The sequence below is a fragment of the Pseudomonas sp. FSL R10-1339 genome (assembly GCF_009600545.1).
GTDB lineage: Bacteria > Pseudomonadota > Gammaproteobacteria > Pseudomonadales > Pseudomonadaceae > Aquipseudomonas > Aquipseudomonas bubulae.
In genome coordinates this window covers 38,013-64,536 of the sequence record NZ_WIVQ01000010.1, presented here as the reverse complement: position 1 = coordinate 64,536, position 26,524 = coordinate 38,013, and the positions used below count along the sequence as shown (strand labels likewise).

22 protein-coding genes and 1 pseudogene are annotated in these 26,524 nt (G+C 58.7%); 11 read left to right on the top strand and 12 right to left on the bottom strand.

Annotated features, from left to right (window positions below):
- Positions 1-287: 287 nt before the first annotated feature.
- Positions 288-2,225 carry a BCCT family transporter gene (locus GHO03_RS05585; RefSeq protein ID WP_238705530.1) on the top strand — a complete coding sequence of 646 codons (1,938 nt, stop codon included), beginning with the start codon at positions 288-290 and terminating at the stop codon, positions 2,223-2,225.
- A 131-nt stretch (positions 2,226-2,356) separates the two neighbouring features.
- On the opposite strand, the gene choV is transcribed toward GHO03_RS05585, so the two are convergent.
- From choV to GHO03_RS05570, 3 genes are all read right to left on the bottom strand, one after another.
- Positions 2,357-3,535 carry a choline ABC transporter ATP-binding protein gene (choV, locus tag GHO03_RS05580; protein ID WP_094999812.1) on the bottom strand — a complete coding sequence of 393 codons (1,179 nt, stop codon included), beginning with the start codon at positions 3,533-3,535 and terminating at the stop codon, positions 2,357-2,359.
- Positions 3,532-4,377, bottom strand: coding sequence for a choline ABC transporter permease subunit (gene choW / locus GHO03_RS05575; protein ID WP_094999813.1), 846 nt, complete (start codon positions 4,375-4,377; stop codon positions 3,532-3,534). The genes choV and choW overlap by 4 nt, the downstream gene beginning before the upstream one ends.
- Before the next feature lie 68 nt (positions 4,378-4,445).
- Positions 4,446-5,393 (bottom strand): choline ABC transporter substrate-binding protein, encoded by a 948-nt coding sequence (locus tag GHO03_RS05570; protein ID WP_095019590.1) that lies wholly within the window; start codon positions 5,391-5,393, stop codon positions 4,446-4,448.
- 359 nt (positions 5,394-5,752) lie between these two features.
- Here GHO03_RS05570 and GHO03_RS05565 point away from each other — a divergent pair, with 359 nt between their 5' ends.
- Together GHO03_RS05565 and GHO03_RS05560 are read left to right on the top strand one after the other, a co-directional pair.
- The gene (locus GHO03_RS05565) at positions 5,753-7,129 is read left to right on the top strand and encodes an L-serine ammonia-lyase (RefSeq protein WP_153399352.1); all 1,377 of its coding nucleotides are present in this window, start codon (positions 5,753-5,755) and stop codon (positions 7,127-7,129) included.
- A 363-nt stretch (positions 7,130-7,492) separates the two neighbouring features.
- A complete protein-coding gene (locus GHO03_RS05560) occupies positions 7,493-8,596 on the top strand; it encodes a GlxA family transcriptional regulator (RefSeq protein WP_088378748.1) in 1,104 nt (367 codons plus the stop codon).
- 120 nt (positions 8,597-8,716) lie between these two features.
- Here GHO03_RS05560 and GHO03_RS05555 read toward each other — a convergent pair whose 3' ends face one another.
- From GHO03_RS05555 to choX, 5 genes are all read right to left on the bottom strand, one after another.
- Complete coding sequence (locus GHO03_RS05555; protein ID WP_094999816.1) at positions 8,717-8,974, bottom strand: hypothetical protein; 258 nt, start codon at positions 8,972-8,974, stop codon at positions 8,717-8,719.
- A gap of 110 nt (positions 8,975-9,084) precedes the next feature.
- Entirely contained in the window at positions 9,085-9,558 is a 474-nt protein-coding gene (locus GHO03_RS05550) for a thioesterase family protein (RefSeq protein WP_094999817.1), read from the bottom strand.
- A gap of 19 nt (positions 9,559-9,577) precedes the next feature.
- The gene (locus GHO03_RS05545) at positions 9,578-10,543 is read right to left on the bottom strand and encodes an L-carnitine dehydrogenase (RefSeq protein WP_094999818.1); all 966 of its coding nucleotides are present in this window, start codon (positions 10,541-10,543) and stop codon (positions 9,578-9,580) included.
- Between the two features lie 153 nt (positions 10,544-10,696).
- Positions 10,697-11,584 carry a 3-keto-5-aminohexanoate cleavage protein gene (locus GHO03_RS05540; RefSeq protein ID WP_094999819.1) on the bottom strand — a complete coding sequence of 296 codons (888 nt, stop codon included), beginning with the start codon at positions 11,582-11,584 and terminating at the stop codon, positions 10,697-10,699.
- A 73-nt stretch (positions 11,585-11,657) separates the two neighbouring features.
- Positions 11,658-12,584, bottom strand: coding sequence for a choline ABC transporter substrate-binding protein (choX, locus tag GHO03_RS05535; RefSeq protein WP_153399350.1), 927 nt, complete (start codon positions 12,582-12,584; stop codon positions 11,658-11,660).
- Positions 12,585-12,749: 165 nt separating this feature from the next.
- Here choX and GHO03_RS05530 point away from each other — a divergent pair.
- A pseudogene (locus GHO03_RS05530) lies at positions 12,750-13,711 on the top strand (GlxA family transcriptional regulator).
- Here the strand turns inward: GHO03_RS05530 and GHO03_RS05525 are convergent.
- Together GHO03_RS05525 and GHO03_RS05520 are read right to left on the bottom strand one after the other, a co-directional pair.
- Positions 13,701-14,117, bottom strand: coding sequence for a DUF3010 family protein (locus tag GHO03_RS05525; protein ID WP_094999822.1), 417 nt, complete (start codon positions 14,115-14,117; stop codon positions 13,701-13,703). The pseudogene GHO03_RS05530 and the gene GHO03_RS05525 sit on opposite strands and share 11 nt — an antisense overlap.
- A gap of 28 nt (positions 14,118-14,145) precedes the next feature.
- A complete protein-coding gene (locus tag GHO03_RS05520; RefSeq protein ID WP_094999823.1) occupies positions 14,146-14,547 on the bottom strand; it encodes a lysozyme inhibitor LprI family protein in 402 nt (133 codons plus the stop codon).
- A gap of 220 nt (positions 14,548-14,767) precedes the next feature.
- Between GHO03_RS05520 and GHO03_RS05515 the strand changes: the two genes are divergently transcribed.
- The 6 genes from GHO03_RS05515 (at position 14,768) to GHO03_RS05490 (ending at position 22,684) form a co-directional block, all read left to right on the top strand.
- A complete protein-coding gene (locus GHO03_RS05515; RefSeq protein ID WP_094999824.1) occupies positions 14,768-15,745 on the top strand; it encodes a dipeptidase in 978 nt (325 codons plus the stop codon).
- A gap of 178 nt (positions 15,746-15,923) precedes the next feature.
- A complete protein-coding gene (locus GHO03_RS05510) occupies positions 15,924-16,454 on the top strand; it encodes a 4-vinyl reductase (protein WP_094999825.1) in 531 nt (176 codons plus the stop codon).
- Positions 16,455-16,469: 15 nt separating this feature from the next.
- Complete coding sequence (dgcA, locus tag GHO03_RS05505; protein ID WP_153399348.1) at positions 16,470-18,530, top strand: dimethylglycine demethylation protein DgcA; 2,061 nt, start codon at positions 16,470-16,472, stop codon at positions 18,528-18,530.
- A 135-nt stretch (positions 18,531-18,665) separates the two neighbouring features.
- A complete protein-coding gene (gene dgcB, locus GHO03_RS05500; RefSeq protein ID WP_153399346.1) occupies positions 18,666-20,606 on the top strand; it encodes a dimethylglycine demethylation protein DgcB in 1,941 nt (646 codons plus the stop codon).
- Entirely contained in the window at positions 20,603-21,844 is a 1,242-nt protein-coding gene (locus GHO03_RS05495; RefSeq protein ID WP_153399344.1) for an electron transfer flavoprotein subunit alpha/FixB family protein, read from the top strand. Before dgcB ends, GHO03_RS05495 begins: the two co-directional genes overlap by 4 nt.
- A gap of 69 nt (positions 21,845-21,913) precedes the next feature.
- The gene (locus GHO03_RS05490) at positions 21,914-22,684 is read left to right on the top strand and encodes an electron transfer flavoprotein subunit beta (RefSeq protein WP_153399342.1); all 771 of its coding nucleotides are present in this window, start codon (positions 21,914-21,916) and stop codon (positions 22,682-22,684) included.
- Between the two features lie 30 nt (positions 22,685-22,714).
- On the opposite strand, the gene GHO03_RS05485 is transcribed toward GHO03_RS05490, so the two are convergent.
- Entirely contained in the window at positions 22,715-23,377 is a 663-nt protein-coding gene (locus GHO03_RS05485; RefSeq protein WP_372241711.1) for a transglycosylase SLT domain-containing protein, read from the bottom strand.
- Positions 23,378-24,469: 1,092 nt separating this feature from the next.
- On the opposite strand from GHO03_RS05485, the gene GHO03_RS05480 reads away from it, so the two are divergent.
- Positions 24,470-25,045, top strand: a complete 576-nt coding sequence (locus GHO03_RS05480) for a GNAT family N-acetyltransferase (RefSeq protein ID WP_094999831.1) — start codon at positions 24,470-24,472, stop codon at positions 25,043-25,045.
- A 23-nt stretch (positions 25,046-25,068) separates the two neighbouring features.
- Here the strand turns inward: GHO03_RS05480 and gbcA are convergent, their stop codons facing one another.
- Positions 25,069-26,361 (bottom strand): glycine-betaine demethylase subunit GbcA, encoded by a 1,293-nt coding sequence (gene gbcA, locus GHO03_RS05475; RefSeq protein ID WP_153399340.1) that lies wholly within the window; start codon positions 26,359-26,361, stop codon positions 25,069-25,071.
- Positions 26,362-26,524 lie beyond the last annotated feature (163 nt).

The following is a 26,524-nucleotide window of genomic DNA, read 5'->3' as shown; positions in this document are numbered from 1 at the left end:
GCAGGCTTTCGCAGGCGCTGACGGGAGATCCAAACAGGCACAACGCATCAGACCACGCGGGGCAGCCCTTGATTTCAAGGGGACGCACACAGGTTTTGAACGCGGTCTGGGCGGGTCCGGTTTTTTAGCGGTGTCTTTATATCACTCGACCGTTGGTCGCTATCTAGGCGAATGGTCGTGTGGTGCGTTGCCTTAAGTCCTTGTCTCGCACTCCCTGGAGCATCCGTGCAATGAGTTCTGCCTCTCTTATAAAGACCCCACCGCAAAAGGTGACGGTCAACGGTTGGGTGTTTTACACCTCCACTGCCTTGATACTTTTGCTGACTGCCATCCTGATCATTGCTCCCGAAGAAGCGGGCCGTATCCTGGGTGTGGCCCAGGAATGGCTGTCGCGCAGCTTCGGCTGGTACTACATGGTAGTCATCGCTGCTTATCTGATCTTTGTGGTCGGGTTGGCGTTTTCGTCCTACGGAAAATTGAAACTGGGAACGAAACAGGACACCCCGGATTTCAGCTATGGCGCCTGGGCCGGGATGCTGTTCTCGTCCGGTATCGGTATTTCGCTGCTGTACTTCGGCGCATCCGAGCCGCTGGATCACTACTTCAACCCGCCTGAAGGCGTGTCGGGCAGCCATGAAGCAGCGCGCCAGGCGTTGCAACTGACTTTCCTGCACTGGGGCCTGCATGGCTGGGCGATTTACGCACTGGTCGGTCTGGCCGTGGCCTATTTTGCCTACCGTCACAACCAGCCGCTGGCGTTGCGTTCGGCGCTGTATCCGTTGATGGGCGAGCGCTGGGTCAAAGGTGCTGCGGGCCATGCGGTGGATGGCTTCGGTATGTTCGTGACACTGCTGGGCCTGGTGACCAACCTGGGCATTGGTTCGATGCAGGTGTCGTCGGGGCTTGAGAACCTGTTCGGCATGGAACACAGCAACACCAACCTGTTGATCGTGATCATCGTGATGAGCACCGTGGCGACCATTGCTGCAGTCTCGGGCGTTGAGAACGGCATCCGCCGACTGTCCAACCTGAACATTATCCTGTTCAGTGGCCTGCTGATTTTCGTGCTGCTGTTCGGTCCGACCCTGCACCTGCTCAACGGTTTTGTGCAAAACACCGGCGACTACCTCAACGGTATCGTGATGAAAACCTTCGACCTGTACGTGTACGAAGGCGACAGCAGGAAAACCGAAGGCTGGCTGGGCCTGTGGACTCTGTTCTACTGGGCCTGGTGGATTTCCTGGGCCCCATTTGTCGGGATGTTTATCGCGCGTATTTCCCGTGGTCGCACGGTGCGTGAACTGGTGGCGGGCGTGCTGTTGATTCCGCTGGGCTTCACCTTGGCCTGGTTGTCGATCTTCGGTAACTCGGCGCTGGACCTGGTGGTTAACCACGGTGCCGTGGAGCTGGGTAAAACGGCGCTTGAGCAGCCGTCGATGGCGATTTATCAACTGCTTGAGCATTACCCTGCGTCGAAAATTGTTATCGGTGTCTCGATCTTTGTCGGCTTTGTGCTGTTCCTGACCCCGGCCGACTCCGGCGCGGTGATGATGGCCAACCTGTCGTGCAAAGGCGGTGATGTGGACGAAGATGCGCCGCACTGGCTGCGGATCTTCTGGTCGGCGGTAATCACGCTGGTGACTATCGGCCTGCTGTTTGCCGGTAACTTTGCGGCGATGCAAACCATGGTGGTACTGGCCGGTTTGCCGTTTTCGGTGGTATTGATCCTGTTTATGTTTGGCCTGCACAAGGCGATGCGCCAGGACACTCTGGTTGAACAGGAACAAGCCGAGCTGGCTGCCCGTGGCCGTCGTGGTTTCAGCGAGCGGCTGACTGCACAGGACCTGCAACCGACTCAAGCCGTGGTGCAGCGTTTTATGGACAAACACGTGACCCCGGCACTGGAAGATGCGGCGGTACAATTGCGTAGTCAGGGGCTTGATGTGCAGACCCTGCTGGGCAGCGCCAAGCGTTGCATGGGCGTGCGGGTTGAAATGGAAGAAGGCAACCCGTTTGTCTACGAAGTCAGCCTGGATGGCTACCTGGCCGCACCGAGCGAGTCGGGTGAAGACGAAGTGCGCAGCCGTTATTACCGCGCTGAGGTGTACTTGCACAACGGTAACCAGGAGTACGACTTGATGGGTTTCACCCAGGAGCAGATCAGCCGTGACGTGCTCGATCAGTTTGAAAGCCATCGCCAACTCCTTGGCCGCGTATATAGCTAAGAACTGCAAAAGCCCCTCACCCTAACCCTCTCCCGGAGGGAGAGGGGACTGACTGCATGCTGACTCACTATCTCCACAAGTCAGCTCCCTCTCCCTCTCCCTCCGGGAGAGGGTTGGGGTGAGGGTAATGCCTACCCCAGATTCTTGCCCAGCAGCGCGTGATACAGCTCTGTATCCCCCAGTATCCCTACCACTTTGTGATCGTCGTGCAGCACCAGTTTGTTGCCGGTCTGGTAACGGATCTGTAGTGCATCGCGCATGCCGATGCCACTGTCCACCAGGGTCGGCCCACGCCCCAGGCCTTCTACCGCCTGGCCGCTTTTCCAGTGTTGCAGGTCCACCACAGCAGCACCCTGGCGCACGCCTTTTATGGTGTTGCCCTCCGCCAGATCAATCCACGAGTCATCCCCCGGGTCGATGCACACCGAGCCATTGATGCGTTTGCAGTTGTCCAGTGTGCGCATCAGGCTGCGTCCGCACAGCACGTTGAGCGGGTTGGTATGGGCAACAAAGGTGCGTACATAGTCATCGGCGGGGTTGAGCACGATTTCTTCAGGCTTGCTGTACTGCACGATCTTGCCGTCTTTCATGATCGCAATGCGGCTGCCCAGCTTGAGTGCTTCGTCCAGATCATGGCTGACAAACACAATGGTCTTGTTCAGCTTGTGTTGCAGTTCCAGCAACTCATCCTGCAAGCCCTGGCGGATCAACGGGTCAAGTGCCGAAAAGGGTTCGTCCATCAGCAGGATATCGGCGTCCATCGCCAGTGCCCGCGCCAGGCCAACCCGCTGCTGCATGCCGCCGCTCAACTCATCGGGCTTTTTATTGCGCCATTGGGTCAGACCCACCAGCTCAAGTTTTTCATCCACCAGGGTGCGGCGTTCCTTTTCGGGACGGCCCTGCATCTCCAGCCCGAAGCTGATGTTTTCGCGCACCGTCAGCCAGGGCATCAGGGCGAATTTCTGAAACACCATGGCGATGCGCTTGGTGCGCATCATCTTCAGTTCGGCAGGGGTGCACGAGGCAATGTCTATCTGCTTGCCTTCGTGCTCTACATACAACTGGCCGCGACTGACCGTATTGAGCCCGTTGATGCAGCGCAGCAAGCTGGATTTCCCCGAGCCTGACAAACCCATCAGTACGCAGATTTCACCTTTTTCGATGTCCAGGCTGGCCTTTTCCACGCCAACAATCTGCCCGGTTTTTTTCAGGATCTGATCCCGCGACAAGCCCTGGTCCAGAAGGCCGAGTGCTGCCCGGGGGTCTTTGGCGAAGATCACGTCAACATTATCGAAACGGATAATACTCATGCGTCGGCTCCTGCTTTGGCGTCCGGCTGCTTGCAGATACGGTCGAGCATGATGGCCAGCAGCACGATCGCCAGCCCGGCTTCAAAGCCCAAGGCGATATCGGCAGTGTTGAGGGCATTGACCACCGGTTTGCCCAGACCATCGGCACCCACCAGGGCGGCGATCACCACCATCGACAATGACAGCATGATGCATTGGGTAATCCCGGCGGCGATGCTCGGCATGGCGTGGGGAAGCTCGATACGGGTGAGCAACTGGCGACGGGAGCAGCCAAAGGCCTTGCCCGCATCAAGCAACTCATGGGGGACATCGCGGATGCCCAGGTAAGTCAGGCGGATCGGCGCGGCAATGGCAAATACCACTGTGGAAATCAGCCCCGGCACCACGCCCAGCCCGAACAGGGTCAGGGTCGGGATCAGGTAAACGAAGGTAGGAACGGTCTGCATCAGGTCGAGAACAGGACGCATAAAGGTGTAGAACATAGGTTTGTGCGCCGCGAGAATTCCTAGCGGCACGCCGATGATCACGCATACAAATGTAGCGAACAGCACCTGGGCCAGGGTTTCCATGGTTTCTTGCCAATACCCCAGGTTAAGGATCAGCAGAAACGACAGCGCCACAAAAACCGTGAGCCCCCACTTGCGCTGGATAAAGTGGGCAAACAGTGCAATCAGCCCGATAAACACAAAGGGATTGAACCAGGTCAGGGCAAAGGTCACGGCGTGGATCATGGCTTCCAGCGTGCTGGCGATGGCATCGAAGGTGCTGGCGCCGTGCTGGGTCAGCCAGTCGACGAAGTTTGCAATGTAATCGCCCAGAGGGATTTTTTGATCAATCAGCATGGTAGTGAACGTCCGCATGCAGGGGAATTGAAACGGAGCCGGGCGCAGTTGCCGCCCGACGCCCGCGATTACTTCGCAAGGCTGGCTTTAACGGCCTCAAGCCCGGGCTTGCCATCCACCGTGGTAACACCCGCGAGCCAGCTTTCAAGCACTTGCGGGTTTTGTTTGAGCCAGGCTTTGGCGGCCGCGTCGGGTTTGATCTTGTCGTCCAGCACCTTGCCCATCAGGGTGCTTTCCATGTCCAGGGTAAACACCAGATTCTTCAGTAACTGACCCACGTTGCTGCATTCTTCGGTGTAGCCCTTGCGGGTGTTGGTGTAGATGGTCGCCTGACCATAGTTGGGGCCGAAGAACTCATCGCCACCGGTGAGGTATTTCATTTTGAAGCGAGTGTTCATCGGGTGGGGTTCCCAGCCCAGGAACACCACCTCGGTGCCACGACGCTGGGCGCGGTCAACCTGCGACAGCATCCCCGCTTCGCTGGATTCCACCACCTTGAAGCCGGCGTCCTTCAGGCCGAAGGCGTTTTTGTCGATCATGGTCTGGATCATGCGGTTGCCGTCGTTGCCCGGCTCGATGCCGTAGATCTTGCCGTCCAGTTCCTTGCTGAATTTGGGCAGGTCGGAGAAGTCCTTGAGGCCCTTCTCATAGAGGGCTTCGGGTACGGCGAGGGTGTATTTGGCGTTCTCCAGGTTGGCGCGCACTGTCTCGACGGTGCCCGCGTCGCGGTAGGCCTTGATGTCGTTTTCCATGGTCGGCATCCAGTTGCCGAGAAACACGTCCATGTTCTTGCCATCGGCCAGCGACTTGTAGGTAACCGGCACGGAAATCATGGTGGTTTTGGTTTTGTAGCCCAGGCCCTTGAGCACTTCGCTGGTAACGGCGGTGGTGACGGTGATGTCGGTCCAGCCGACATCCGAAAAATTGACGGTACTGCATTGCGCCGGTTCTGCTGCCTGGGCGATGACGGGCAGACTCAGCAATGCAGCCAGCAACAACGATGAGGAATGTGTCATGGAGCGACTCCTGTGTGTCCGGGTTGCGGTTTTCGATCGAAAAGCCGCACATATCAGTTGCGGTCGGGCGATGCCCGGCAGGCGTGTTGCCAGCGCATCTTGCAATCGAGTCAGAACCGATCATGTAACAGCGAAAATCAAACGCCTACAGGGGGCGTCGCATCCAGTACAGGCAGGGTCGTATCTAGTACCTGCGAGGTCGTATCTGGACGAATGAGGCTTGAAAACTGTCTTTTTCATACCTCTGCGCCCTATAAAACGTCGGGGGCGCTGGCAGGCAAAGGCGGGTCGTAGCTGGACGTTTTTGCCGACTGCAAACACCCCATGATGCAAGGCATTCACCCCCGAGGTTCGTGCTCATGGCTATCAGCGTGTTTGACCTGTTCAAGATCGGTATCGGCCCTTCCAGTTCCCACACCGTGGGCCCGATGCGGGCGGCGGCGCTGTTTGTGCAGGGCTTGCGTGAACGCGATCAACTGCAACAGGTAAGCCGTATCGAAGTGCAGCTCTATGGCTCGCTGTCGGCCACCGGTATCGGTCATGGCAGTGACAACGCGGTCATCATGGGTTTGATGGGGGAATGGCCGGATGCGATTGATCCGTCCTGCATTGGTTCGCGTATCGCGCAGCTGCGCGAAAGCCGCACCCTGTTACTCCACGGCCATGTACCGATTCCGTTCGACTGGGCGCAGGATATGCGCCTGATAGACGAGAACCTGGCATTTCATCCCAATGCCATGACCCTGGTAGCGCACAGCGGGCACGGCATATTGCATGGCGATACTTATTACTCGGTTGGCGGTGGCTTTGTAGTGGATGCGGCGCAAGCGGCCAGTGGCGTATTGGACATGGATCGCACCGAGCTGTCTTACGATTTTAATAGTGCCGTCGAACTGCTGGACCTGTGCCGCACACATCACCTGAGCGTGGCGGCATTGATGATGGCCAACGAACGCATCTGGCGCAGCGAAGATGAAATCCGCTGCGGTCTGATCAAACTTTGGCGCGCCATGCAGGACTGCGTGGAGCAAGGCCTGAAACATGAAGGCATCCTGCCCGGCGGCCTCAATGTACGTCGGCGTGCTGCGCGCCTGCACCGCAGCCTGCTGGAACTGGGCAAGCCCAATGTGATCGGCTCGACCCTGAGCGCGATGGAATGGGTCAACCTGTTCGCCCTGGCGGTCAACGAAGAAAACGCAGCCGGCGGGCGCATGGTCACGGCGCCCACCAATGGTGCGGCAGGGATCATCCCGGCAGTGTTGCACTACTTTATGAAATTCAGCGATGAAGTCAGCGAAGCGCATGTGGTCGACTACCTGCTGAGCGCCGCGGCGATCGGCATTTTGTGCAAAAAGAATGCGTCGATTTCCGGGGCTGAAGTGGGCTGCCAGGGCGAAGTCGGCTCGGCCTGCGCGATGGCGGCTGCCGGGCTGGCGCAAATCCTCGGCGCCACCCCGGAGCAACTGTGCAACGCCGCTGAAATTGGTCTGGAGCATAACCTGGGCCTGACCTGTGACCCGGTGGGCGGGTTGGTTCAAGTACCCTGCATCGAGCGCAACGCGATTGCCGCAGTCAAGGCGATCAACGCGGCGCAGATGGCCTTGCGCGGTGACGGCCAGCACTTTATTTCCCTGGACCGGGTGATCCGCACCATGCGCGACACCGGTGCCGACATGCACGACAAATACAAGGAAACCTCGCGCGGCGGCCTGGCGGTCAGTGCGGTGGAATGTTGAGCCCCCAAACACCTCTGGGAGCGAGCTTGCTCCTACAGCCTCGGCGCTTTTTCAGCGCACACCGACCCGTTTTGGCGCACTCGTACTTTCGGTGACATTCTGTAACCGAGTTGCTCCTACATCCTTCCCACAAGTGCTACCGATGTGCTCAACAGCCTCGGTCAGCACCTGTGTATCCGTGTTTAACCGTCATTTCCCATCACCCTGCCAGACACATTGCGACGTCGTTTTCAGGCTTTGTTGAATAGCCATTCAAGTTTAGGCATGGCATTTGCGTTGTCATTTCAAAGCCCCGTGAAACGAGGGTAATAACAAGAGCCTGTGCCTGAGGCCATCACCCGCTTTGTGTGAGGAGATACCGCGATGACGTCGTTCAACTCCGGGGTCCAACCCCAGAACCGTACGCCTCAATCCATCGGCTTTCTGCTGCTGGACAATTTCACGCTCATTTCCCTGGCTTCCGCGATAGAACCTTTGCGCATGGCCAACCAGTTGTCGGGCCGTGAGTTGTATCGCTGGAGCACCCTCAGCGCCGATGGCAGTCAGGTCTGGGCCAGTGACGGTCTGCAGGTGACCCCCGACGCCAGCATGCACAAGGCTCCGGCGCTGGACATGGTCATCGTGTGTGGTGGTATCGGCATTCAGCGCACCGTGACCCGTGAGCATGTGTCCTGGTTGCAGAGTCAGGCGCGCCAGTCCCGTCGCCTGGGTGCCGTGTGCACCGGCAGCTGGGCCCTGGCCTATGCCGGCTTGCTCGACGGTTTTGATTGCAGTGTGCACTGGGAATGCCTGGCCTCGATGCAGGAAGCCTTCCCGCGCGTGGCCATGAGCACGCGGCTGTTTACCCTCGACCGCAGCCGTTTTACCAGCTCGGGCGGCACGGCACCGCTGGACATGATGCTGCACCTGATCAGCCGCGATCATGGCCGTGAACTGTCGGCGGCGATTTCGGAAATGTTTGTGTATGAACGTATCCGCAACGAGCAGGACCACCAGCGCGTGCCGCTCAAGCACATGCTCGGCACCAACCAGCCCAAGCTGCAGGAAATCGTCGCGTTGATGGAAGCCAACCTCGAAGAGCCCATCGACCTTGATGAGCTGGCGGTGTATGTGACTGTGTCGCGGCGCCAGCTCGAGCGCTTGTTCCAGAAGTACCTGCATTGTTCGCCGTCGCGCTATTACCTGAAGTTGCGGCTGGTGCGGGCGCGGCAGTTGCTCAAGCAAACACCGATGTCGATTATTGAAGTGGCGGCGGTGTGCGGCTTTGTGTCCACGCCGCATTTTTCCAAGTGCTACCGCGAATACTTCGGCATTCCGCCACGGGATGAGCGGGTGGGTTCCAACACTGCGCAGCAGACCACCCTGGTGCAGATCCCGCAGTCCCTGTTGCTGGCGCCGCTGGCCGGGCCGATGTCGGCGTTGAATCAGGCGCGCAATGAGTCGACGTTTGCCAGTGTGAGGATTTAACAATCAAAAGCGCCCTCACCCGGGGTGGGGAGGGCGCTTGATCTGTATCGAGGCGCAAAACTGCTTTTGCTTTTAGTCCCCCTCCCTTCGGGAGAGGGCTAGGGTGAGGGCGCTTTTGCCTTACCCGACCTTGCTCTGCTTGAACTGCGCCAAGCCCGGCAGCAACTGCCGGTCAATGGCCTCGCGCACCGCAGGCAAAATGGTTGCGCTGCCGGTGTAGAGCTTTTCGACCAACCCCTTGAGGGCGCGGGCATTGGTCTCGTTCAGCCCACAGACTGCCGTTGTGCAGGCCTGCTCCGCCGTACCTGACACTTCAAAGCCCAGCGAGCGCAGTTGGCCAACCAGATCCTGCTCATCAATCAAATCCGCGTGCATCATGACTTTTTATCCTTCTACAAAGCGCGATCGAAGTCTGATTCTGGTAGGGCTTTAGCCAGTGGGCAAGGGCGGTTTGGTGATATGTCTGATATGCCTAAGAACAGGTCGTTTTAAGGCACAGGCAAGGCAATCACCCGACTCACATACTCGGGTCTCGGCAGATCACGCTGTTGCTCCCCGATGGCCTGCAATACGGCCAGCGTGTGCTCGCCAAAGGGTGCGGAACGCGGGCCTGCCAAGTCCACGTGCAGCAGCATTTGCTCATTGCCCGCGAGGGCTCGCCCATCACCTGCCAGGTGCAGGCTGTGATAGACATGCAGGCGTTTTTTGTCGTGGCCGATGAGCTGGGTACGCACTTCAACGTGGGCGCCGAGCTTCACCTCGTGCAGGTAATTAAGATGCACCTCCAGGGTGAACAGTGAATGACCGCTGGCTTCGCGGCCCTGGCTGTCCAGCCCCAGGCGGTCCATCAGGGCATCCGTGGCGTAGCTGAAAATCAGCAGATAAAAGGCGTCGCGCAAGTGGCCGTTGTAATCGACCCATTCTTCAAGAATGGGCGTGGTGTAGGTGGTGAGGGTGGGCATGCTGTACCTCGCGGTTCGATCAGTCGTTGATGGTCATGCCATGTTTGAGTCTGGTTGCGTTCACCGCTTCCATCACCGCCAGCAGGCAGTCATCCCGATAGCTTTCCAGCGCGGCAATGCTGTGCTGGCCGAGTTGTTCAGTGGTGCCTTCCACCACATCGTCGATCAGTTTTTCGCTCAGTTCCGGAGCGGGCAAATACGTCCACGGCAGTTGCAGCGCCGGGCCGAACTGGTTCATGAAATGTCGCATTCCGGCATCGCCACCGGCCAGGGTGTAGGTCAAAAAGGTACCCATGAACGACCAGCGCAACCCTGCGCCAAAGCGAATGGCGTCGTCAATTTCACCGGTGCTGGCCACCCCGTCATTGACCAGGTGCAGCGCCTCGCGCCACAAGGCTTCGAGCAGACGGTCGGCAATAAACCCGGGCACTTCCTTACGCACATGTAGAGGGCGCATGCCCAGGGATTGATAAACCTTGATCGCCGCCTGAATGGCCTCGGGAGCGGTTTTTTGCCCGCCCACCACCTCGACCAATGGCAACAGGTAAACCGGGTTGAACGGGTGCCCGACAATGCAGCGCTCGGGGTGTGTGGAGGTTTCATAAAATTCGCTGGGCAGCAGGCCCGAGGTGCTGGAGCCGATCAATGCATCGGGTTTGGCGGCGGCGCTGATTTTGCTGTGCAGTTCAAGCTTCAGGTCGAGCCGCTCCGGGGCGCTTTCCTGAATGAAATCGGCATCGCGCACGCATTCATCAATGGTGCTGACAAACCGCAGCCGGTGTTGGGATGCGCCTTCAGCAAGGCCGCTTTTTTCCAGTGCAGGCCAGGCTTTGGCGACGCGTTTGCGCAGGGCCGCTTCGGCACCGGGGGCCGGGTCCCAGGCCACCACGTCCAGGCCGTGGGCGAGGGCGCGAGCAACCCAGCCGCTGCCAATGACACCGCTGCCCAGGGCGGCGAAGGTTTTAATCTCGGTGATAAAGGTCATGGCGTGCTCCTGGATAACAATAATGAGAGTGCGTGGGAGCGAGCCTGCTCGCGAAGGCTCCAAGGGCACCGCGATAACTCAGTCAACAGGCGTTATCGTTGACGACCTTCGCGAGCAGGCTCGCTCCCACAGGCAATGCTGCTGCGTAGTTGCTTAGCGGCGTTCTTTAAGGCCCATCTTCACCCGGCCTTCTGCCGGGCTCAGCACCCGTGCACCCAGGCGGCTGAGGATCTCTGTGGCGCGCTCCACCAGTTGCCCGTTGGTGGCCAGCACTCCTCGGTCCAGCCATAAATTGTCCTCAAGCCCGACCCGCACGTTGCCGCCCAGCAGCACCGCCTGCGCGGCCATCGGCATTTGCATGCGACCAATGCCGAAACCGGCCCACACCGCATCAGGCGGCAAATTGTCGACCATGGCTTTCATGCTGGTGGTGTCTGCCGGAGCGCCCCACGGGATACCCAGGCATAGTTGAAACAGCGGGTCATCCAGCAGGCCTTCCTTGATCATCTGTTTGGCGAACCACAAATGGCCGGTGTCGAAAATTTCCAGTTCGGCTTTAACGCCAAGTTCCTGGATGCGCTTGGCGCCCGCTCGCAGCTGTGCCGGGGTGGACACGTAAATCGTGTCGCCGTCGCCAAAGTTCAGGGTGCCGCAGTCCAGGGTGCAAATTTCCGGCAACAGCTCCTCGACGTGAGCCAGACGGGTCAGCGGGCCGACCAGGTCGGTGTTGGGACCAAACTCCATCGGGTTCTCACCCGGGCCGATATGCAAGTCCCCTCCCATCCCGGCCGTGAGGTTGACGATGATGTCGATGTCCGCCTCGCGGATGCGCTCCATCAGTTCGCGGTACAGCGCTACATCGCGGCTGAACTGCCCGGTTTTCGGGTCGCGTACATGGCAATGCACTACTGTGGCTCCGGCCTTGGCCGCTTCCACGGCAGCTTCGGCAATTTGCTTGGGGGTGACCGGTACCAAAGGGCTGCGGCCGCTGGTGTCGCCGGCACCGGTGAGTGCGCAGGTGATGATGACGTCGTGGTTCATGGGGCATTTCCTTGGGGCGTAGAGCGCCACACCGCAGCCATTGCAGGCTGCGCAGGGCGGGCTCGGTGTTGAATTATTTAGCGCTGAGTTTCAGGTTCCCGGCAGCGGGTTTGCCGTCTACCGTGGTCACCCCTTCAAGCCAGCGCTGCTGGTCTTGCGGGTGGTCCTTGAGCCACTGCCGGGCGGAGGCTTGAGCATCCTTGTGATCAAGCAGCGGCTGCATCATGCGGCTCTCGTCTTCGGCGCTGAAGGTCAGGTTGCTGAGCAAACGGCTGACGTTCGGGCAGCGGCTGGCGTAGTCCGGGGCAGTGACCGTCCACACCGTGGCCCGGCCTTCATCGGGGCCAAGGGCATCTTCACTGCCCGTCAGGTAGGTCATGTCCTGATTAATATTCATCGGGTGCGGGGTCCAGCCGAAGAACACAATCGGCTCATTGCGTTTTACTGCGCGGGTCACCTCCGAGAGCATGCCGGCTTCACTGGACTCCACCAACTGGAACTTGCCCAGGCCAAACTGGTTTTTCTCGATCATGGCCTTGATCTGGGTATTGGCGCCGGAGCCCGGTTCGATCCCGTAAATCCTGCCGCCCAGTTCTTTCTCGAATGTGGCAATGTCAGCAAAGCTTTTGAGCCCCTTGTCAGCCATATAGGTTGGAACGGCAAGCATGGCCTTGGCGTCATTAAGGCTCGGTTCGGCCAGTACCGTGACCTGTTTGGCGTCCACAAACGGGGTAATGCTCTGGTTCATGATCGGGTTCCAGTAACCCAGAAACATGTCCAGCCGCTTGTCACGCAGGCCGGCGAAAATAATTTGCTGTGAGGCACTGGTCTGTTTGGTTTTATAGCCCAGACCGTCGAGCAGGGTTTGCGCCATGGCGCTGGTGGCGATTACATCGGTCCAATTGACCACGCCCATGCGTACGTTCTTGCACGAAGCATCTTCAGCCGCCAACGCGTAGGGGCTCAGTACCAGCAGGCAACAGCTGATCAATCGTTTCATGGGGAGGGCCTCGGCAGGTTGTTATTGGGGGATCGGCGTCTTTGTGCACCGTGATACCAAGGTACGCAGGCGGCGTGCTGCGCAACCGCACTGGGGCGACGTGGATTTGCACTGCAGCGACCTGACTGTGGTTCAATCCGCTGAACCGACGTGTGAGCGCCCCCTATGGCCCAGGATTTCTACTTCCTTCTGCTGCCCGGCTTTTCCTCAATGGGCTTTATTTCGGCCATCGAGCCGCTGCGGGTGGCCAACCGTTTTCGCGGTGAGCTGTACCGCTGGCATGTGCTCAGTTGCGGGGGTGGCGCCGTGTTGGCGAGCAACGGTATGTCGGTCAATGCCGAAGGCGGGTTTGAGGCACTTGAAGCCGGGGCGACGTTGTTGGTGGTGGCCGGCTTTGATCCGCTGACCCACGTGACCCCGGCGCTGATTCAGTGGCTGCGTCGGCTGGACAACGACGGCGTCACCTTGGGTGGCATCGACACGGGTAGCGTGGTACTGGCGCAGGCAGGTTTGCTCGACGGCTATCGCCTGACCTTGCATTGGGAGGCGCTGGAAGCGTTCAAGGAGTCATACCCCAGGCTGCAGGTGACTCAAGAGCTGTTTGAGATTGACCGCCAGCGCATCACCTGTGCGGGCGGTACAGCCTCCATCGACCTGATGCTCGACCTGATAGCCCAGGCTTATGGGCCTGAGTTGGCGATTCAGGTGTCCGAGCAATTCGTGCTTGGCCGTATCCGTCAGCGCAAAGACCACCAGCGCATGCAGGTCGCCAGCCGTTATGGCATTCATAACAAGAAATTGGTGCAGGTGATTGGCGAGATGGAACAGCACAGCGAGCCGCCACTGAGCACTGAGCACTGAGCACTGCGCAACTGGCGCTTGGCATCAACGTTACGCGGCGCCAGCTGGAGCGTCTGTTCCGTTTGCACCTGAACGACACCCCGCGCAACTTCTATCTGGGCCTGCGCCTGGAAAAGGCCCGGCAACTGCTGCGTCAGACCGACATGAGCGTGCTGGACATCAGCATTGCCTGCGGCTTTGAGTCACCGTCGTATTTCACCCGCAGCTACCGGGCGCGGTTTACCTGTGCGCCGAGGCAGGATCGGGTTGCCGCTACTAACCCTTGAGCAACGCCGCACACGCCGCCTTGTAGGCCTCATGCTGATACTTGTTCAGCGAGGCGGGCAAGTCGAAGGCGTGTTTCTTGTATTGCGCATTGAGGGTCTGTGGCGACAGCAACTGCACCTCGCAATCGTCCAGCAACTGGATGATGCCCTCGATCTTGAAGGTAGTCGGGCCACCGGCAAATTCACCCTTTTTGCTGCGCTTCTTGATTGCAATGCGGGTGATGCCGTTGGCTTTCACAAAGGCCGCTATTTGCATGGCGAAGGCTTTGACGTTGACGCTCTCGTCATCGTCGTCCAGGGCGATTTTCTTGGTGGCATTGGCCCTGTGTTCAAGGCCATTGGCGCCTTGGGCTGCCATTGCAAAAATGGCTTCGCTGCCTTTGATCTCGATACCGCAAATAGTCATAAAAACCCTGGTTTATTCAATATGAAGATCAGTCCTGCCCGATCGATTCCAGAAACTCTGAACGGTCATCGCTGATACGCGCCATGCAATCGTTCTGGGCAATGTTGAACGCTTCGGTGCCGGCGGTGGCGGGGAACACGGCAATTGCGCAATCGGCGTCGCGCTGGTGCAACCACAGGGCCTGGGCGGTCTTTATCTTGCTCAGGATGTTATTGAGTTGCGTCGCGTTACTGCCGTACAGCGAAGTCATGCGTTCCTGCAGGGCTTCGTAGTTTTCGCTCAGCAATTGTTCGGCAGCATTCTTGCTGAACACCGAGCACGCCAGGGTTTGGCGGTCGTTTTCTACCGCGTCGCACGGGTTGTAGTCGGCATTTTCAGCTGCATGAGCGCCGCCGGTGAACAATGCCAAGGCCAGGAGAATCGATTTCATTGCCGCTTCCTAATCCATAGTTGGGGCCGATTCTGGCTTATGCGTGAGCCAAAGAACAGATAGCTCATGACATTGCTGTCGGCGGCTTTGTCGCGTGTTGACGCTTTCGGCAATTGCGCTGTCGCTTTTGCACCCGGCTGGTTTTGACCCCGGGCCTATGCTGGCCCCAATAGCGCCGGCAGACGATTCGGCGCAACAAACGCCAATAAGGGGACGCCTGATGAGCCCAACCGAGTTGCACGCAGACAGTATCGTTATCGACGGGCTGATCATTGCCAAATGGAACCGCGAACTGTTTGAAGACATGCGCAAGGGCGGCCTCACCGCTGCCAACTGCACTGTGTCGGTATGGGAGGGCTTCCAGGCCACGATCAACAACATCGTCGCCAGCCAGACCCTGATCCGCGACAACAGCGACCTGGTGCTTGCGGTCAAGACCACTGCCGATATCCGTCGCGCCAAGGAACAGGGCAAGACCGGGATCATCTTCGGCTTCCAGAATGCCCATGCCTTTGAAGACCAGCTGGGCTATATCGAGATCTTCAAGCAGCTCGGCGTTGGCGTGGTGCAGATGTGCTACAACACCCAGAACCTGGTGGGCACCGGCTGCTATGAACGCGATGGCGGGCTCTCGGGGTTTGGCCGTGAAGTAGTGGCTGAAATGAACCGTGTCGGGATCATGTGCGACCTGTCCCACGTGGGTTCGAAAACCTCGGAAGAGGTGATCCTGGAATCGAAAAAACCGGTCTGCTATTCCCACTGCCTGCCTTCCGGCCTCAAGGAACATCCACGCAACAAATCCGACGCCGAGCTCAAGTTCATTGCCGACCATGGCGGTTTTGTCGGGGTGACCATGTTCGCGCCGTTTCTGGCCAAGGGTATTGATTCGACCATCGACGACTACGCCGAAGCGATCGAATACACCATGAATATTGTCGGCGAAGATTCGATCGGTATCGGCACTGACTTTACCCAGGGCCACGGTCAGGACTTTTTCGAAATGCTGACCCACGACAAGGGCTACGCCCGCCGCCTGACCAGCTTCGGCAAGATCATCAACCCGCTGGGCATCCGCACCGTGGGCGAGTTCCCCAACCTGACCGAAACCCTGCTCAAGCGCGGCCACAACGAGCGCGTGGTGCGCAAGATCATGGGCGAGAACTGGGTCAACGTGCTCAAGGATGTCTGGGGCGAGTAACTGCACCGTATTTGTTGCGTAGCAGCTGCCGAAGGCTGCGTCCGGCTGCGAAGCAGTCGTAAACCCATATTGCACATTTTTCCTGTCAGGGCGCAGTGAGCGGTTTTGCGACCGCTTCGCGCTCGAACGCAGCCTTCGACAGCTGCACGGGACTTCATCATCTTTTGGAGCGCTACCCATGGCCAAAATCGCCCCGCAATTACCCATCGAAGTCGACAGCGAAACCGGCGTCTGGACTTCCGACGCCTTGCCGATGCTCTATGTGCCGCGCCACTTTTTCGTCAACAACCACATGGGCATTGAAGAAGTCCTTGGCGCTGATACCTACGCCGACATTCTTTACAAGGCCGGCTACAAATCCGCCTGGCACTGGTGCGAAAAAGAAGCCGAATGCCACGGCATCGAAGGCGTCGCGGTGTTCGAACACTACATGAAACGCCTGTCCCAGCGCGGCTGGGGCCTGTTCAAGATCCAGGACATCGATCTCGACAAAGGCACTGCCACCATCAAGCTGGAACACTCCTGCTTTGTGTACGTGTACGGCAAGGTCGGGCGCAAGGTCGACTACATGTTCACCGGCTGGTTTGCCGGCGCCATGGACCAGATTCTGCACGCCCGTGGCAGCAACATCCGCACCGTGGCAGAACAGGTTTATAGCGGATCGGAAGAAGGCCACGACCACGGCCTGTTTATCGTCAAGCCGTTGTAAGTCGAGGATCGGGATATGGCGTTCGAAGCAATGTTTGAGCCGATTCAAATCGGCAAGCTGACCATCCGCAACCGTGTGCTGAGCACCGCCCATGCCGAGGTGTATGCCACCGATGGCGGCATGACCACCGAGCGTTATGTGCAGTACTACGAAGAAAAGGCCAAGGGCGGTATCGGCCTGGCGATTTGCGGCGGCTCTTCGGTGGTGGCCATCGACAGTCCACAAGAGTGGTGGAGTTCGGTCAACCTGAGCACCGACCGCATTATCCCGCACTTCCAGAACCTGGCCGATGCCATGCACAAGCATGGCGCCAAGATCATGATCCAGATTACCCACATGGGCCGCCGCTCGCGCTGGGACGGCTTCAACTGGCCGACCCTGATGTCACCTTCCGGTGTACGTGAGCCGGTGCACCGGGCCACATGCAAAACCATCGAGCCTGAAGAAATCTGGCGGATCATCGGTAACTACGCCAGTGCCGCAGGCCGGGCCAAAGCCGGTGGACTGGACGGGGTTGAGCTGTCGGCGGTGCACCAGCACATGATTGACCAGTTCTGGAGCCCGCGTGTCAACAAACGCACGGATGAATGGGGCGGCAGTTTTGAAAACCGCATGCGTTTCGGCCTCGAAGTGCTCAAGGCCGTGCGCGCTGAAGTCGGCCCGGATTTCTGCGTGGGCATCCGCCTGTGCGGGGATGAATTTCACCCTGATGGCCTGAGCCATGAGGACATGAAACAAATTGCCAAGTACTACGACGACACCGGCATGCTCGACTTTATCGGCGTGGTCGGCTCGGGCTGTGACACCCATAACACCCTGGCCAACGTAATCCCCAATATGAGCTTTCCGCCGGAGCCGTTTTTGCACCTGGCCGCCGGGATCAAGGAAGTGGTCAAGGCCCCGGTGCTGCATGCGCAGAACATCAAGGATCCGAACCAGGCCACGCGGATTCTGGAAGGGGGTTATGTCGACATGGTGGGCATGACCCGTGCCCATATCGCCGACCCGCACCTGATCGCCAAGATCAAGATGGGCCAGGTCGACCAGATTAAACAATGCGTGGGTGCCAACTACTGCATTGACCGTCAGTACCAGGGGCTGGACGTGCTGTGCATCCAGAACGCGGCCACCTCCCGGGAATATATGGGCGTGCCGCATATCATCGAAAAATCCACCGGGGCCAAACGCAAGGTGGTGATTGTCGGCGCCGGGCCAGCAGGGATGGAGGCGGCACGGGTAGCTGCCGAGCGCGGTCATGACGTGACCCTGTTCGAGAAAAAGGACGCCGTCGGCGGGCAGATCACCACCGCCTCCAAAGCGCCCCAGCGTGACCAGATGGCAGGCATCACCCGCTGGTTTCAACTGGAACTGGCGCGCCTGAAAGTTGACCTGCGCCTGGGCACCGCAGCGGATGCGGCGACGATCATGGACTTGCGGCCGGACATTGTGGTGCTGGCGGTGGGCGGGCACCCGTTTGTGGAGCAGAACGAACACTGGGGCGCGGCCGAAGGGCTGGTGGTCAGTAGCTGGGATGTACTCGACGGCAAAGTGGCGCCCGGTAAAAACGTGCTGGTGTACGACACCATTTGCGAATTTACCGGTATGTCGGTGGCCGATTTTGCGGCGGACAAGGGAGCGCAGGTCGAGATCGTGACCGACGACACCAAGCCCGGTGTGGCCATTGGCGGCACGTCATTCCCCACGTATTACCGCAGCCTGTATCCCAAGGAAGTGGTCATGACCGGCGACATGATGCTGGAGAAGGTCTACCGCGAGGGTGACAAGGTGATTGCTGTGCTGGAGAACGAATACACCGGTGTCAAAGAGGAGCGGGTGGTCGATCAGGTAATCATCGAAAACGGTGTGCGACCGGATGAAGAGCTGTATTACGGGCTCAAGCCGGATTCGCGCAACAAGGGCCAGATCGACGTCGAAGCGCTGTTCGCGATCAAGCCGCAACCGTGCTTGAGCGAGGCGGGGGACGGCTACCTGCTGTTTCGTATCGGTGACTGTGTGGCCCAGCGCAACGTGCATGCAGCGATCTATGACGCGCTGCGGTTGTGCAAGGATTTTTGACCCGACACCGAACCAATGTGGGAGCGGGCTTGCTCGCGATAAACGATCACGCGGTGTTGCTGATGCACCGCGTCGCCTGAATCGCGAGCAAGCCCGCTCTCACATCAGACCTGCGTGGTCTTTGGGAGCTTCACCATGCTCAATATCGTTCTTCCCATCCTGCTGTTCGCCGCCCTCGTCCTGGCGATTGCGGGCGCCATTCGGCGCATGAACATGTGGCGCCGTGGTCGCCCGGCCAAGGTCGATCTGCTTGGCGGGCTGCTGGCCATGCCCCGGCGCTACATGGTCGACCTGCACCACGTGGTCGCCCGCGACAAATACATGGCCAACACCCACGTCGCCACTGCTGGCGGCTTTGTGCTGGCGGCCGTGCTGGCGATCCTGGTGCATGGCCTGGGCCTGCATAACCGCATCCTCGGCTATGCCTTGCTGTTCGCCACCGCGTTGATGTTTATCGGTGCTGTGTTCGTCTTCAAGCGTCGCCTGAACCCACCCTCGCGCCTGTCCAAAGGCCCGTGGATGCGCCTGCCGAAAAGCTTGCTGGTGTTTTCCGCCAGTTTTTTCATCCTCACCTTGCCGGTTGCAGGGCTGTTGCCCGAAGGCTTCGGCGGTTGGGTGCTGGCGGCGGTTTTAAGCGTGGGCGTGGCGTGGGGTGTGTCGGAATTATTTTTCGGCATGACCTGGGGCGGGCCGATGAAGCACGCCTTCGCGGGCGCATTGCATCTGGCCTGGCACCGCCGCGCCGAGCGCTTTGGCGGCGGCCGTTCAACAGGGCTAAAACCGCTGGATTTAAACGATCGCAGTGCGCCTCTGGGCGTGGAAAAACCCAAGGATTTCACCTGGAACCAATTGCTGGGGTTTGACGCCTGCGTGCAATGCGGCAAATGCGAAGCCGCCTGCCCGGCTTTCGCCGCCGGCCAGCCGCTCAATCCAAAGAAACTGATTCAGGACATGGTGGTCGGCCTCGCGGGCGGCACCGATGCTCACTTTGCTGGCAGTCCCTATCCCGGCAAACCTATTGGTGAGCATGGCGGCAACCCGCATCAGCCGATCGTCAACGGGCTGGTCGATGCCGACACGCTGTGGTCCTGCACCACTTGCCGCGCCTGCGTTGAAGAGTGCCCGATGATGATCGAGCATGTGGACGCCATCGTCGATATGCGCCGTTTCCTGACCCTGGAAAAAGGTGCGACACCGAACAATGGCGCGCAGGTGCTGGACAACCTGATCGCCACCGATAACCCCGGCGGTTTTGCCCCCGGCGGGCGGATGAACTGGGCTGCGGACCTGAACCTCGACCTGATGCGCGACAAGCCCGCCGTGGACGTGTTGTTCTGGGTCGGTGACGGGGCTTTCGACATGCGTAACCAGCGCACCTTGCGTGCCTTTGTCAAAGTGCTCAAGGCCGCCCGGGTCAACTTTGCCGTGCTGGGCCTGGAAGAGCGCGACAGTGGCGACGTGGCCCGGCGTCTGGGGGATGAAGCGACCTTTCAGGCGCTGGCTAAGCGCAATATCCAGACCCTGGCGCAGTACAGCTTCCAGCGCATCGTCACCTGCGATCCGCACAGTTTTCATGTGCTGAAAAACGAATACGGCGCCTTTGGCGGCGACTACCTTGTGCAACATCACAGCACTTATATGGCCGAGTTGATCGATGCCGGCCTGCTCAATCTTGCCGCGGATGTGGGCGGCAGCGTGACCTATCACGACCCCTGCTACCTGGGCCGCTATAACGGCGAATACGAGGCGCCGCGTGCGGTACTGCGCGCCTTGGGCATCGAGGTCAAGGAGATGCAGCGTTCGGGCTTTCGTTCCCGTTGCTGCGGTGGCGGTGGCGGTGCGCCGATTACCGACATCCCCGGCAAGCAGAGGATCCCCGACATGCGCATGGACGATATCCGTGAGACGGGCGCCGAGCGTGTGGCGGTGGGTTGCCCGCAATGCACGGCGATGCTCGAAGGGGTGGTCGAACCCCGTCCGCAAATCAAGGACATTGCCGAACTGGTGGCCGATGCGCTGATTGAAGACGTCGTGGCCAAACCTGTCCGACGGCCAGAATCGGAGGTGATCGCATGAGTGACATTATCCGCCGCGACCCACGGGCCGAGTGGATCGCCCGTAACCGTCTGCATCCGTTGCACGCGGCCATGCAACCCTTGCAGCAGAGCTGGATGGGGCCCAATGGCGTAGTGCGCAAAAATGTCCATGGTGCAGGTTTTATCGGGCCCAACGGCATCAAGCGCATAGACCGCAGCGGCGCGCAGCAGGGCGGGACCAGCAGGCGCGCGGCCAGCGTCGAGGTGCAATTACCGCTGCATCAGGTCGCGGCCCCGGCGTTTTATATCGCCGTGGTGCCGGATATGGTCGGGGGCCGCCTGAGCAGCCACGACCGCGATCTGCTGGGGCTGGCCCACCAATTGGCGGGCAGCGACGGAGCGGTGCTGGCGGTGGTATTCGGCGAGTCCAGAGAGACCGCCTTTGCCACGGCCGGGGTTGATCGGCTGTTGATGCTCGACAGTGAAGGTTATGCACCGGAGCACCAGGTGCTGGGTTTACGGGCTGTGGATAACCAGTTCACGCCACGCCACTGGCTATTGCCTGACAGCCGCAGTGGTGGCGGTGAATTGGGCCGGCGCTTTGCCGCCAGCCTGGGAGAACGCCCGGCCACGCGGGTGTGGCAACTCAAGGATGGCGTTTGCATCGGCCGTGCCGGGGCAGGTCAGCAAGATGTCGTCCAGCCGTTGCGGCGGTTGATTCTGGCAGCGGCCGAGTGTGCCGAGCCGGTCAGTGAAACCCGGCATGAAGCGCTGGAGGTGCAGTTATCCACAGCAGCTGCCAGCTGTTTGCCGCGTATTGAGGATCTGGGCGCAGTTGAAGTTGACCCTGCTGCGATTCCCATGGCTGAAGCCGAATTTATCCTCAGCGGTGGTAACGGGATCAAGGACTGGGGACTTTTCCACAGGGCTGCCACTGCCCTTGGCGCCACCGAAGGTGCATCACGGGTGGCGGTGGACGATGGCTTTATGGGTCGCGAGCGTCAGGTGGGGGCCAGCGGGGTATGGGTCACGGCGCGGGTGTATGTGGCGGTCGGGATCAGCGGTGCGATCCAGCATCTGCAAGGGATTGGTGCCTGTGACAAGGTGGTGGCGATCAACCTTGACCCTGGCTGCGACATGGTCAAACGCGCGGATGTGTCGGTGATTGGTGACGGTGCGGCGGTGCTTGAGGCACTGATCGAGGCTGTGGATAACTGGCGCAGCGCAACCTCTGTGGGAGCGGGCTTGCCCGCGATTCGGGCGACCCGGTCAGCCTGATACACCGCAGTGATTCCATCGCGAGCAAGCCCGCTCCCACAGGATTGAGTTCAGTCTGGAGATTTGCAAATGACCATCGCCACCGTTGCACTGGTTTCAATCGGCGCCCATCCTGCTTCAGGCCGCGCCCGTCGCGCCGAACAGGACGCCCGTGCTGTCGAACTGGGCCTGGAGCTGGCCGGAGAGAGCCTGCATGTGCTGCACGCGGGCAACCCCCATGAACCGGCCTTGCGCGCCTATCTGGGCATGGGACTGGAGGAGCTTCATGTGCTGGAGCAACCCGACGGCGCCGATGCCGTGCCAGCGTTGCGCGATTACATCCGTGAAGCGGGCGTGCAACTGGTACTCACCGGCAGCCAGGCCGAAACCGGTGAGGGTTCGGGCATGCTGCCGTACCTGTTGGCCGAAGAGCTGGGCTGGCCGCTGCTGGTAGGCGTGGCGCAGATCGAATCTATCCACAATGGCGTGGCCCAGGTGCTGCAAGCCTTGCCCCGGGGGCAGCGGCGCAGGCTGCAAGTGCGACTGCCATTTATGGTTACTGTGGATAACGCTGCTCCCAAGGCGCGCCAAAGCGCCTACGGCCCGGCTACAAGGGGGCTGGTCAGTGCCGAAGTGGTTGAAATCGTTGCCGATGAGTTATCCACAACCGGCGTATTGCAACCTGCCCGACCACGGCCCAAGCGCTTGAAGGTGATAAGGGCCAAAAGTGGCGCAGATCGCATGAAAGCAGCTACCGCCAAGGCGGCTGGGGGTTCCGGGCAAGTTCACAAAGGGCTCAGTGCTCAAGCGGGAGCCGAGGTGATTCTCAAGCTCCTGATCGAAGAAGGCGTTGTGCGCTAGCGTTTGCGGCCGGAACCTGAGCCAGCGACATCATTTGTATTTGCGCTCGCCGCCAGATGCAAATATGGCCTGAGATTTACGGGCGTCAGCCTGGAGTCTTTGCTCGCGCTGGCTGACTAACTGCCCGTAGTACCCCTTGACGCGAAGGGCGTAGCGATTGCGCAGATGTTCACGATTTGCCTTTGTTCCGGCGTTATAGGCGCCCACGGCGTCCCAGCTGTAACCCAGTTGTTTGACAAATTTGGCGAGGATCCAGGCACCGGCCATGACACTGGTGCAGGGTTGAGTCTGTAGTTGATATTCACTAATGCCAAAAGTGGCAAGGTGTTTCAAATGGCGACTGTTGACTTGCATCAAGCCTATATCGTAAGTCCCGTCTTTATTGACGTTGCGTGCGGCCGGATTCATTTTCGATTCAACTTGGGCAATGGCATGTAACAGCAACGGATCAATGTCATAGCGGTTGCCTGCATCCTGCCAGCAATTGGCATGAGCGAAGGTCGGTGTTAATCCGGCACATATGACAAGTATAATCAAAAATGAATGTTTCATATCAAGACCTCGCCGTTTCAGATAACGGATAAAGCAGGGGCGCCAATCTAATTGATAGATTGTTTTATCCTGTTGAATCTGCACGGTTTTATTGATAATTAATAAGGAATCCGCAGTGTTAAGTGTGGCGCGCAAGATCACAAAATTTTCACGTTTAAACTATAAGTATTGGCGGGTTTTAGGGGCGTGTTACCTGCAGTTTTTGTAGGTGGTTGAGTGCCTGTATAAACAGGGTGGCGAACAGGCTGCATAAAAATAAATATAGGACTTATTCGATTGATGGCAATTATCCTTCAATCAAAATTGGATCCATTGAAATGAACCAGCTAATAGTGAGTTGGTTATCTTTTTGTTGGATTGTTCATTTTGTGAGTGTTTAGAGTTGTTTAATAAGGGGGAGGGGCCTTGCAGGCTGAAATTGATATAATGTATGGCGTGATGCCAAATCTCTAAAAAGTCTAAGAAACGTGGCAGATGATGGTGATCGATCCAGTGTTTTTAACGTCTGATATCACTGCCTTCGCGAGCGAGTTTGCGGACAGCTTTTTAGTAGGCAAGGTACTGCCAGACATCTGCGCAAAGTTACCCCGGGTTTCTGTGTGCCTGCCTGTGGGTAACCTGTCTGTATTTGCTTGCAGGGCCCGGCTGACGTGGCTCCTGCAGGTTTGTACAAAAAATGATCGCTGCCAGGAAATCACACTTGCAGAGCGCTTGCTCTGTTTACCCACAAACTCTGTTGGTGAAGGTGTGGATAAGTTGTTCGCTCTATCCTGCAGGCCTTTATATTAAAGGGCTCCAAGGTGCTGATCAAAAAATGTTCAATCCACGTTGGCATCGTCTTTTGATGGGATAAAACCAGCCAATACAAGGGCTAAGGGAGTTTTCAACAGGGTGGATAAAGTTGCACACATATTCAGTTGGTCAAGCTGTGGATAAGGTGGGTGTGGTTATCTGCAGGCCTTTAAAACCGTGGCTTGTGCAGGTTTGCACAAAAAATGTACAGATGTCTGCCCCGGTAGTGATCCATGACTTCCCCACAGTTGCTGTGGGTGTGCCTGTGGACAAGATGTTGGTGAAGGGCTGTAGCCCTTTGATTGCATGGGCTAGAGGGGAGTGGTTAAAAAACGATCATTAGCATGCAATACATGGACATAAATGAGGCCGGGGTTGTGTGTTGTTGACTTGAATCGGTTTGAGCTAAAAAGAGTCCTGTGCCCCCGTGGAGTAAAACGAATGAGCGTTTCATTTCGTCCAGCAGTGCGTGCCGATGCACGCGAAATTGCACGTCTTTTTCAGATATCGTCCGAAGGCTGCGCCGATTACATCTGGAGTCAGATGGCGCAGCCGGGTCAGCAACTACTGGACGTCGGGGAGATGCGTTATGCCCGTGCGGGGGTCATATTTTCGTATGAAAACTGCTGGATTGCCGAGGCCGAGGGCCTGGTGATCGGCATGATGCACAGCTTTGTGATGCGCGACGACCCGGATGCCCAGCCTGAGACTGACCCGGTGCTGGCACCTTATGCGGATATGGAAATCCCGGACACGCTGTATATCTCAAGCCTGGCTTTGCATAAGGGCTGGCGAAACCTCGGGTTGGGCGCCAGGTTCTTGCTGCATGCCAAGGCGCGTTGCGGCGAACTGGGGCTGACCGGTTTGAGCCTGATCGACTATGCGGCGAACACAGGTGCCCGTCGATTTTATGAGCGCCATGGTTTTGAGATCGTCAAAACCTGCCAGATAACGCCCCACCCGCTGATCCGCGTAACGGGTGAGGCGTATTTGATGCATTGTCCACTTCCCAGTTAATCGCCCCCTGCGCAGATGCAGGTTTACTGGGCAACCACACCCTTGAGATACGCCGCAGGCGCTGCCCCCAGGTTGTTCAGCAGCCGCTCGCTGTACCAGTCGACAAAGTTGACCACGCCAAACTCGTAGGTTTGCGAGTACGGCCCTGGCTGGTAGGCGACCGAGTTGATGCCGCGCTGGTTTTCTTCAGCCAGCCGGCGATCCTGGTCGTTGGTGGCGTCCCAGACCTTGCGCATGCGCTCCACGTCGTAGTCCACGCCTTCTACCGCATCCTTGTGCACCAGCCATTTGGTGCTGACCACGGTTTCCTGCGCGCTGATCGGCCATACGGTAAATACGATGATATGGTCGCCCATGCAGTGGTTCCACGAATGCGGCAAGTGCAGGATGCGCATTGAGCCCAGGTCCGGGTTTTTGATGCGCCCCATCAGTTTTGCACAGCCTTGCTTGCCGTCTAGGGTCATCGAGACCGTGCCCTTGAGCAGTGGCATGCGCACGATGCGGTTACGCAGGCCGAAGCTGGCGTGGGCATAAGGAATTTTCTCGGCGTCCCAGGCGGCTGCTGAGGCGGCGACGTGATCCTTGAATGCTTGGTCGGCGCGCGGGTCGGTGACGTCGTCCCATTCAAGCAGGGTCTTGAGCAACTCGGGGTGCGACGCGTTGCAGTGGTAGCACTCGCGGTTGTTTTCCAGCACCAGTTTCCAGTTGGCCTTTTCCACCAGGGTGGTTTGAATCGCCACCTTGGTGTTTTCCATGTCGTAAGGTTCCATATAGTGGTTCAGTGTGGCGAGGAACTCGTCGATGGCGGGAGGGTTCTCGGCCAGGCTGATAAAGATATAGCCGCCCGCGGTTTTGACGTTCACCGGCTTGAGGCCGTATTGCTTCATGTCGAAGTCCGCACCCATCTCGGTGCCGGCAAACAGCAAGCGCCCGTCCAGCTCATAGGTCCACTGGTGGTAATGACACACCAGTTTGGCGACCTTGCCTTTTTCGCTGGTGCACAGTCGTGAACCACGATGGCTGCACACGTTATGAAAGGCATGCACCTGACCTTCTGCGCCGCGAATCACGATAATCGGGTTCTTGCCCACCTGCAGGGTCAGGAAGTTGCCCTTGGCCGGTATCTCGCAAGTCATGCCTGCAATCAGCCACTCCTTCTGGAAGATCTCCTGCATATCGATTTCGAACAGGCGCTCGTCGTTATAAAACGGCTGTGGCAGCGAAAATGTCCGCTCGCGGTTCTGCAGCATCTCGGCGGTGGCCTTGCGTGCGGGTTCCAGTGGATCGCCCAGGCTCAAGTTTGCGGTGACGTCCATCGTTGTAGTCCTCATGGCCATCGGATGTGGCCTAAAAATGGCTGATCAGGGGTTCGACGCAAGGCAAAGCAATACAAGTGGTAGTGGCGCTGAGTGTGCGTTCGAAGTGCGCCGCAGCCATATCTACGGGCGACATGGCCCAATCTGTTCCCGACGCTGAAGG

Bases quoted from the DNA above. Each gene is read 5' to 3' on its own strand.
- choW (WP_094999813.1), bottom strand. From the start codon at position 4,377: ATGCTGATTGATCAAAAAATCCCTCTGGGCGATTACATTGCAAACTTC.
- GHO03_RS05490 (WP_153399342.1), top strand. From the start codon at position 21,914: ATGACCATCGCCACCGTTGCACTGGTTTCAATCGGCGCCCATCCTGCT.
- choX (WP_153399350.1), bottom strand. From the start codon at position 12,584: ATGAAACGATTGATCAGCTGTTGCCTGCTGGTACTGAGCCCCTACGCG.
- GHO03_RS05570 (WP_095019590.1), bottom strand. From the start codon at position 5,393: ATGACACATTCCTCATCGTTGTTGCTGGCTGCATTGCTGAGTCTGCCC.
- GHO03_RS05540 (WP_094999819.1), bottom strand. From the start codon at position 11,584: ATGAACCACGACGTCATCATCACCTGCGCACTCACCGGTGCCGGCGAC.
- GHO03_RS05525 (WP_094999822.1), bottom strand. From the start codon at position 14,117: ATGACTATTTGCGGTATCGAGATCAAAGGCAGCGAAGCCATTTTTGCA.
- dgcA (WP_153399348.1), top strand. From the start codon at position 16,470: ATGGCGTTCGAAGCAATGTTTGAGCCGATTCAAATCGGCAAGCTGACC.
- GHO03_RS05550 (WP_094999817.1), bottom strand. From the start codon at position 9,558: ATGCCCACCCTCACCACCTACACCACGCCCATTCTTGAAGAATGGGTC.
- GHO03_RS05510 (WP_094999825.1), top strand. From the start codon at position 15,924: ATGGCCAAAATCGCCCCGCAATTACCCATCGAAGTCGACAGCGAAACC.
- GHO03_RS05565 (WP_153399352.1), top strand. From the start codon at position 5,753: ATGGCTATCAGCGTGTTTGACCTGTTCAAGATCGGTATCGGCCCTTCC.
- GHO03_RS05495 (WP_153399344.1), top strand. From the start codon at position 20,603: ATGAGTGACATTATCCGCCGCGACCCACGGGCCGAGTGGATCGCCCGT.
- GHO03_RS05560 (WP_088378748.1), top strand. From the start codon at position 7,493: ATGACGTCGTTCAACTCCGGGGTCCAACCCCAGAACCGTACGCCTCAA.
- GHO03_RS05520 (WP_094999823.1), bottom strand. From the start codon at position 14,547: ATGAAATCGATTCTCCTGGCCTTGGCATTGTTCACCGGCGGCGCTCAT.
- dgcB (WP_153399346.1), top strand. From the start codon at position 18,666: ATGCTCAATATCGTTCTTCCCATCCTGCTGTTCGCCGCCCTCGTCCTG.
- choV (WP_094999812.1), bottom strand. From the start codon at position 3,535: ATGAGTATTATCCGTTTCGATAATGTTGACGTGATCTTCGCCAAAGAC.
- GHO03_RS05480 (WP_094999831.1), top strand. From the start codon at position 24,470: ATGAGCGTTTCATTTCGTCCAGCAGTGCGTGCCGATGCACGCGAAATT.
- GHO03_RS05545 (WP_094999818.1), bottom strand. From the start codon at position 10,543: ATGACCTTTATCACCGAGATTAAAACCTTCGCCGCCCTGGGCAGCGGT.
- GHO03_RS05515 (WP_094999824.1), top strand. From the start codon at position 14,768: ATGAGCCCAACCGAGTTGCACGCAGACAGTATCGTTATCGACGGGCTG.
- gbcA (WP_153399340.1), bottom strand. From the start codon at position 26,361: ATGGACGTCACCGCAAACTTGAGCCTGGGCGATCCACTGGAACCCGCA.
- GHO03_RS05555 (WP_094999816.1), bottom strand. From the start codon at position 8,974: ATGATGCACGCGGATTTGATTGATGAGCAGGATCTGGTTGGCCAACTG.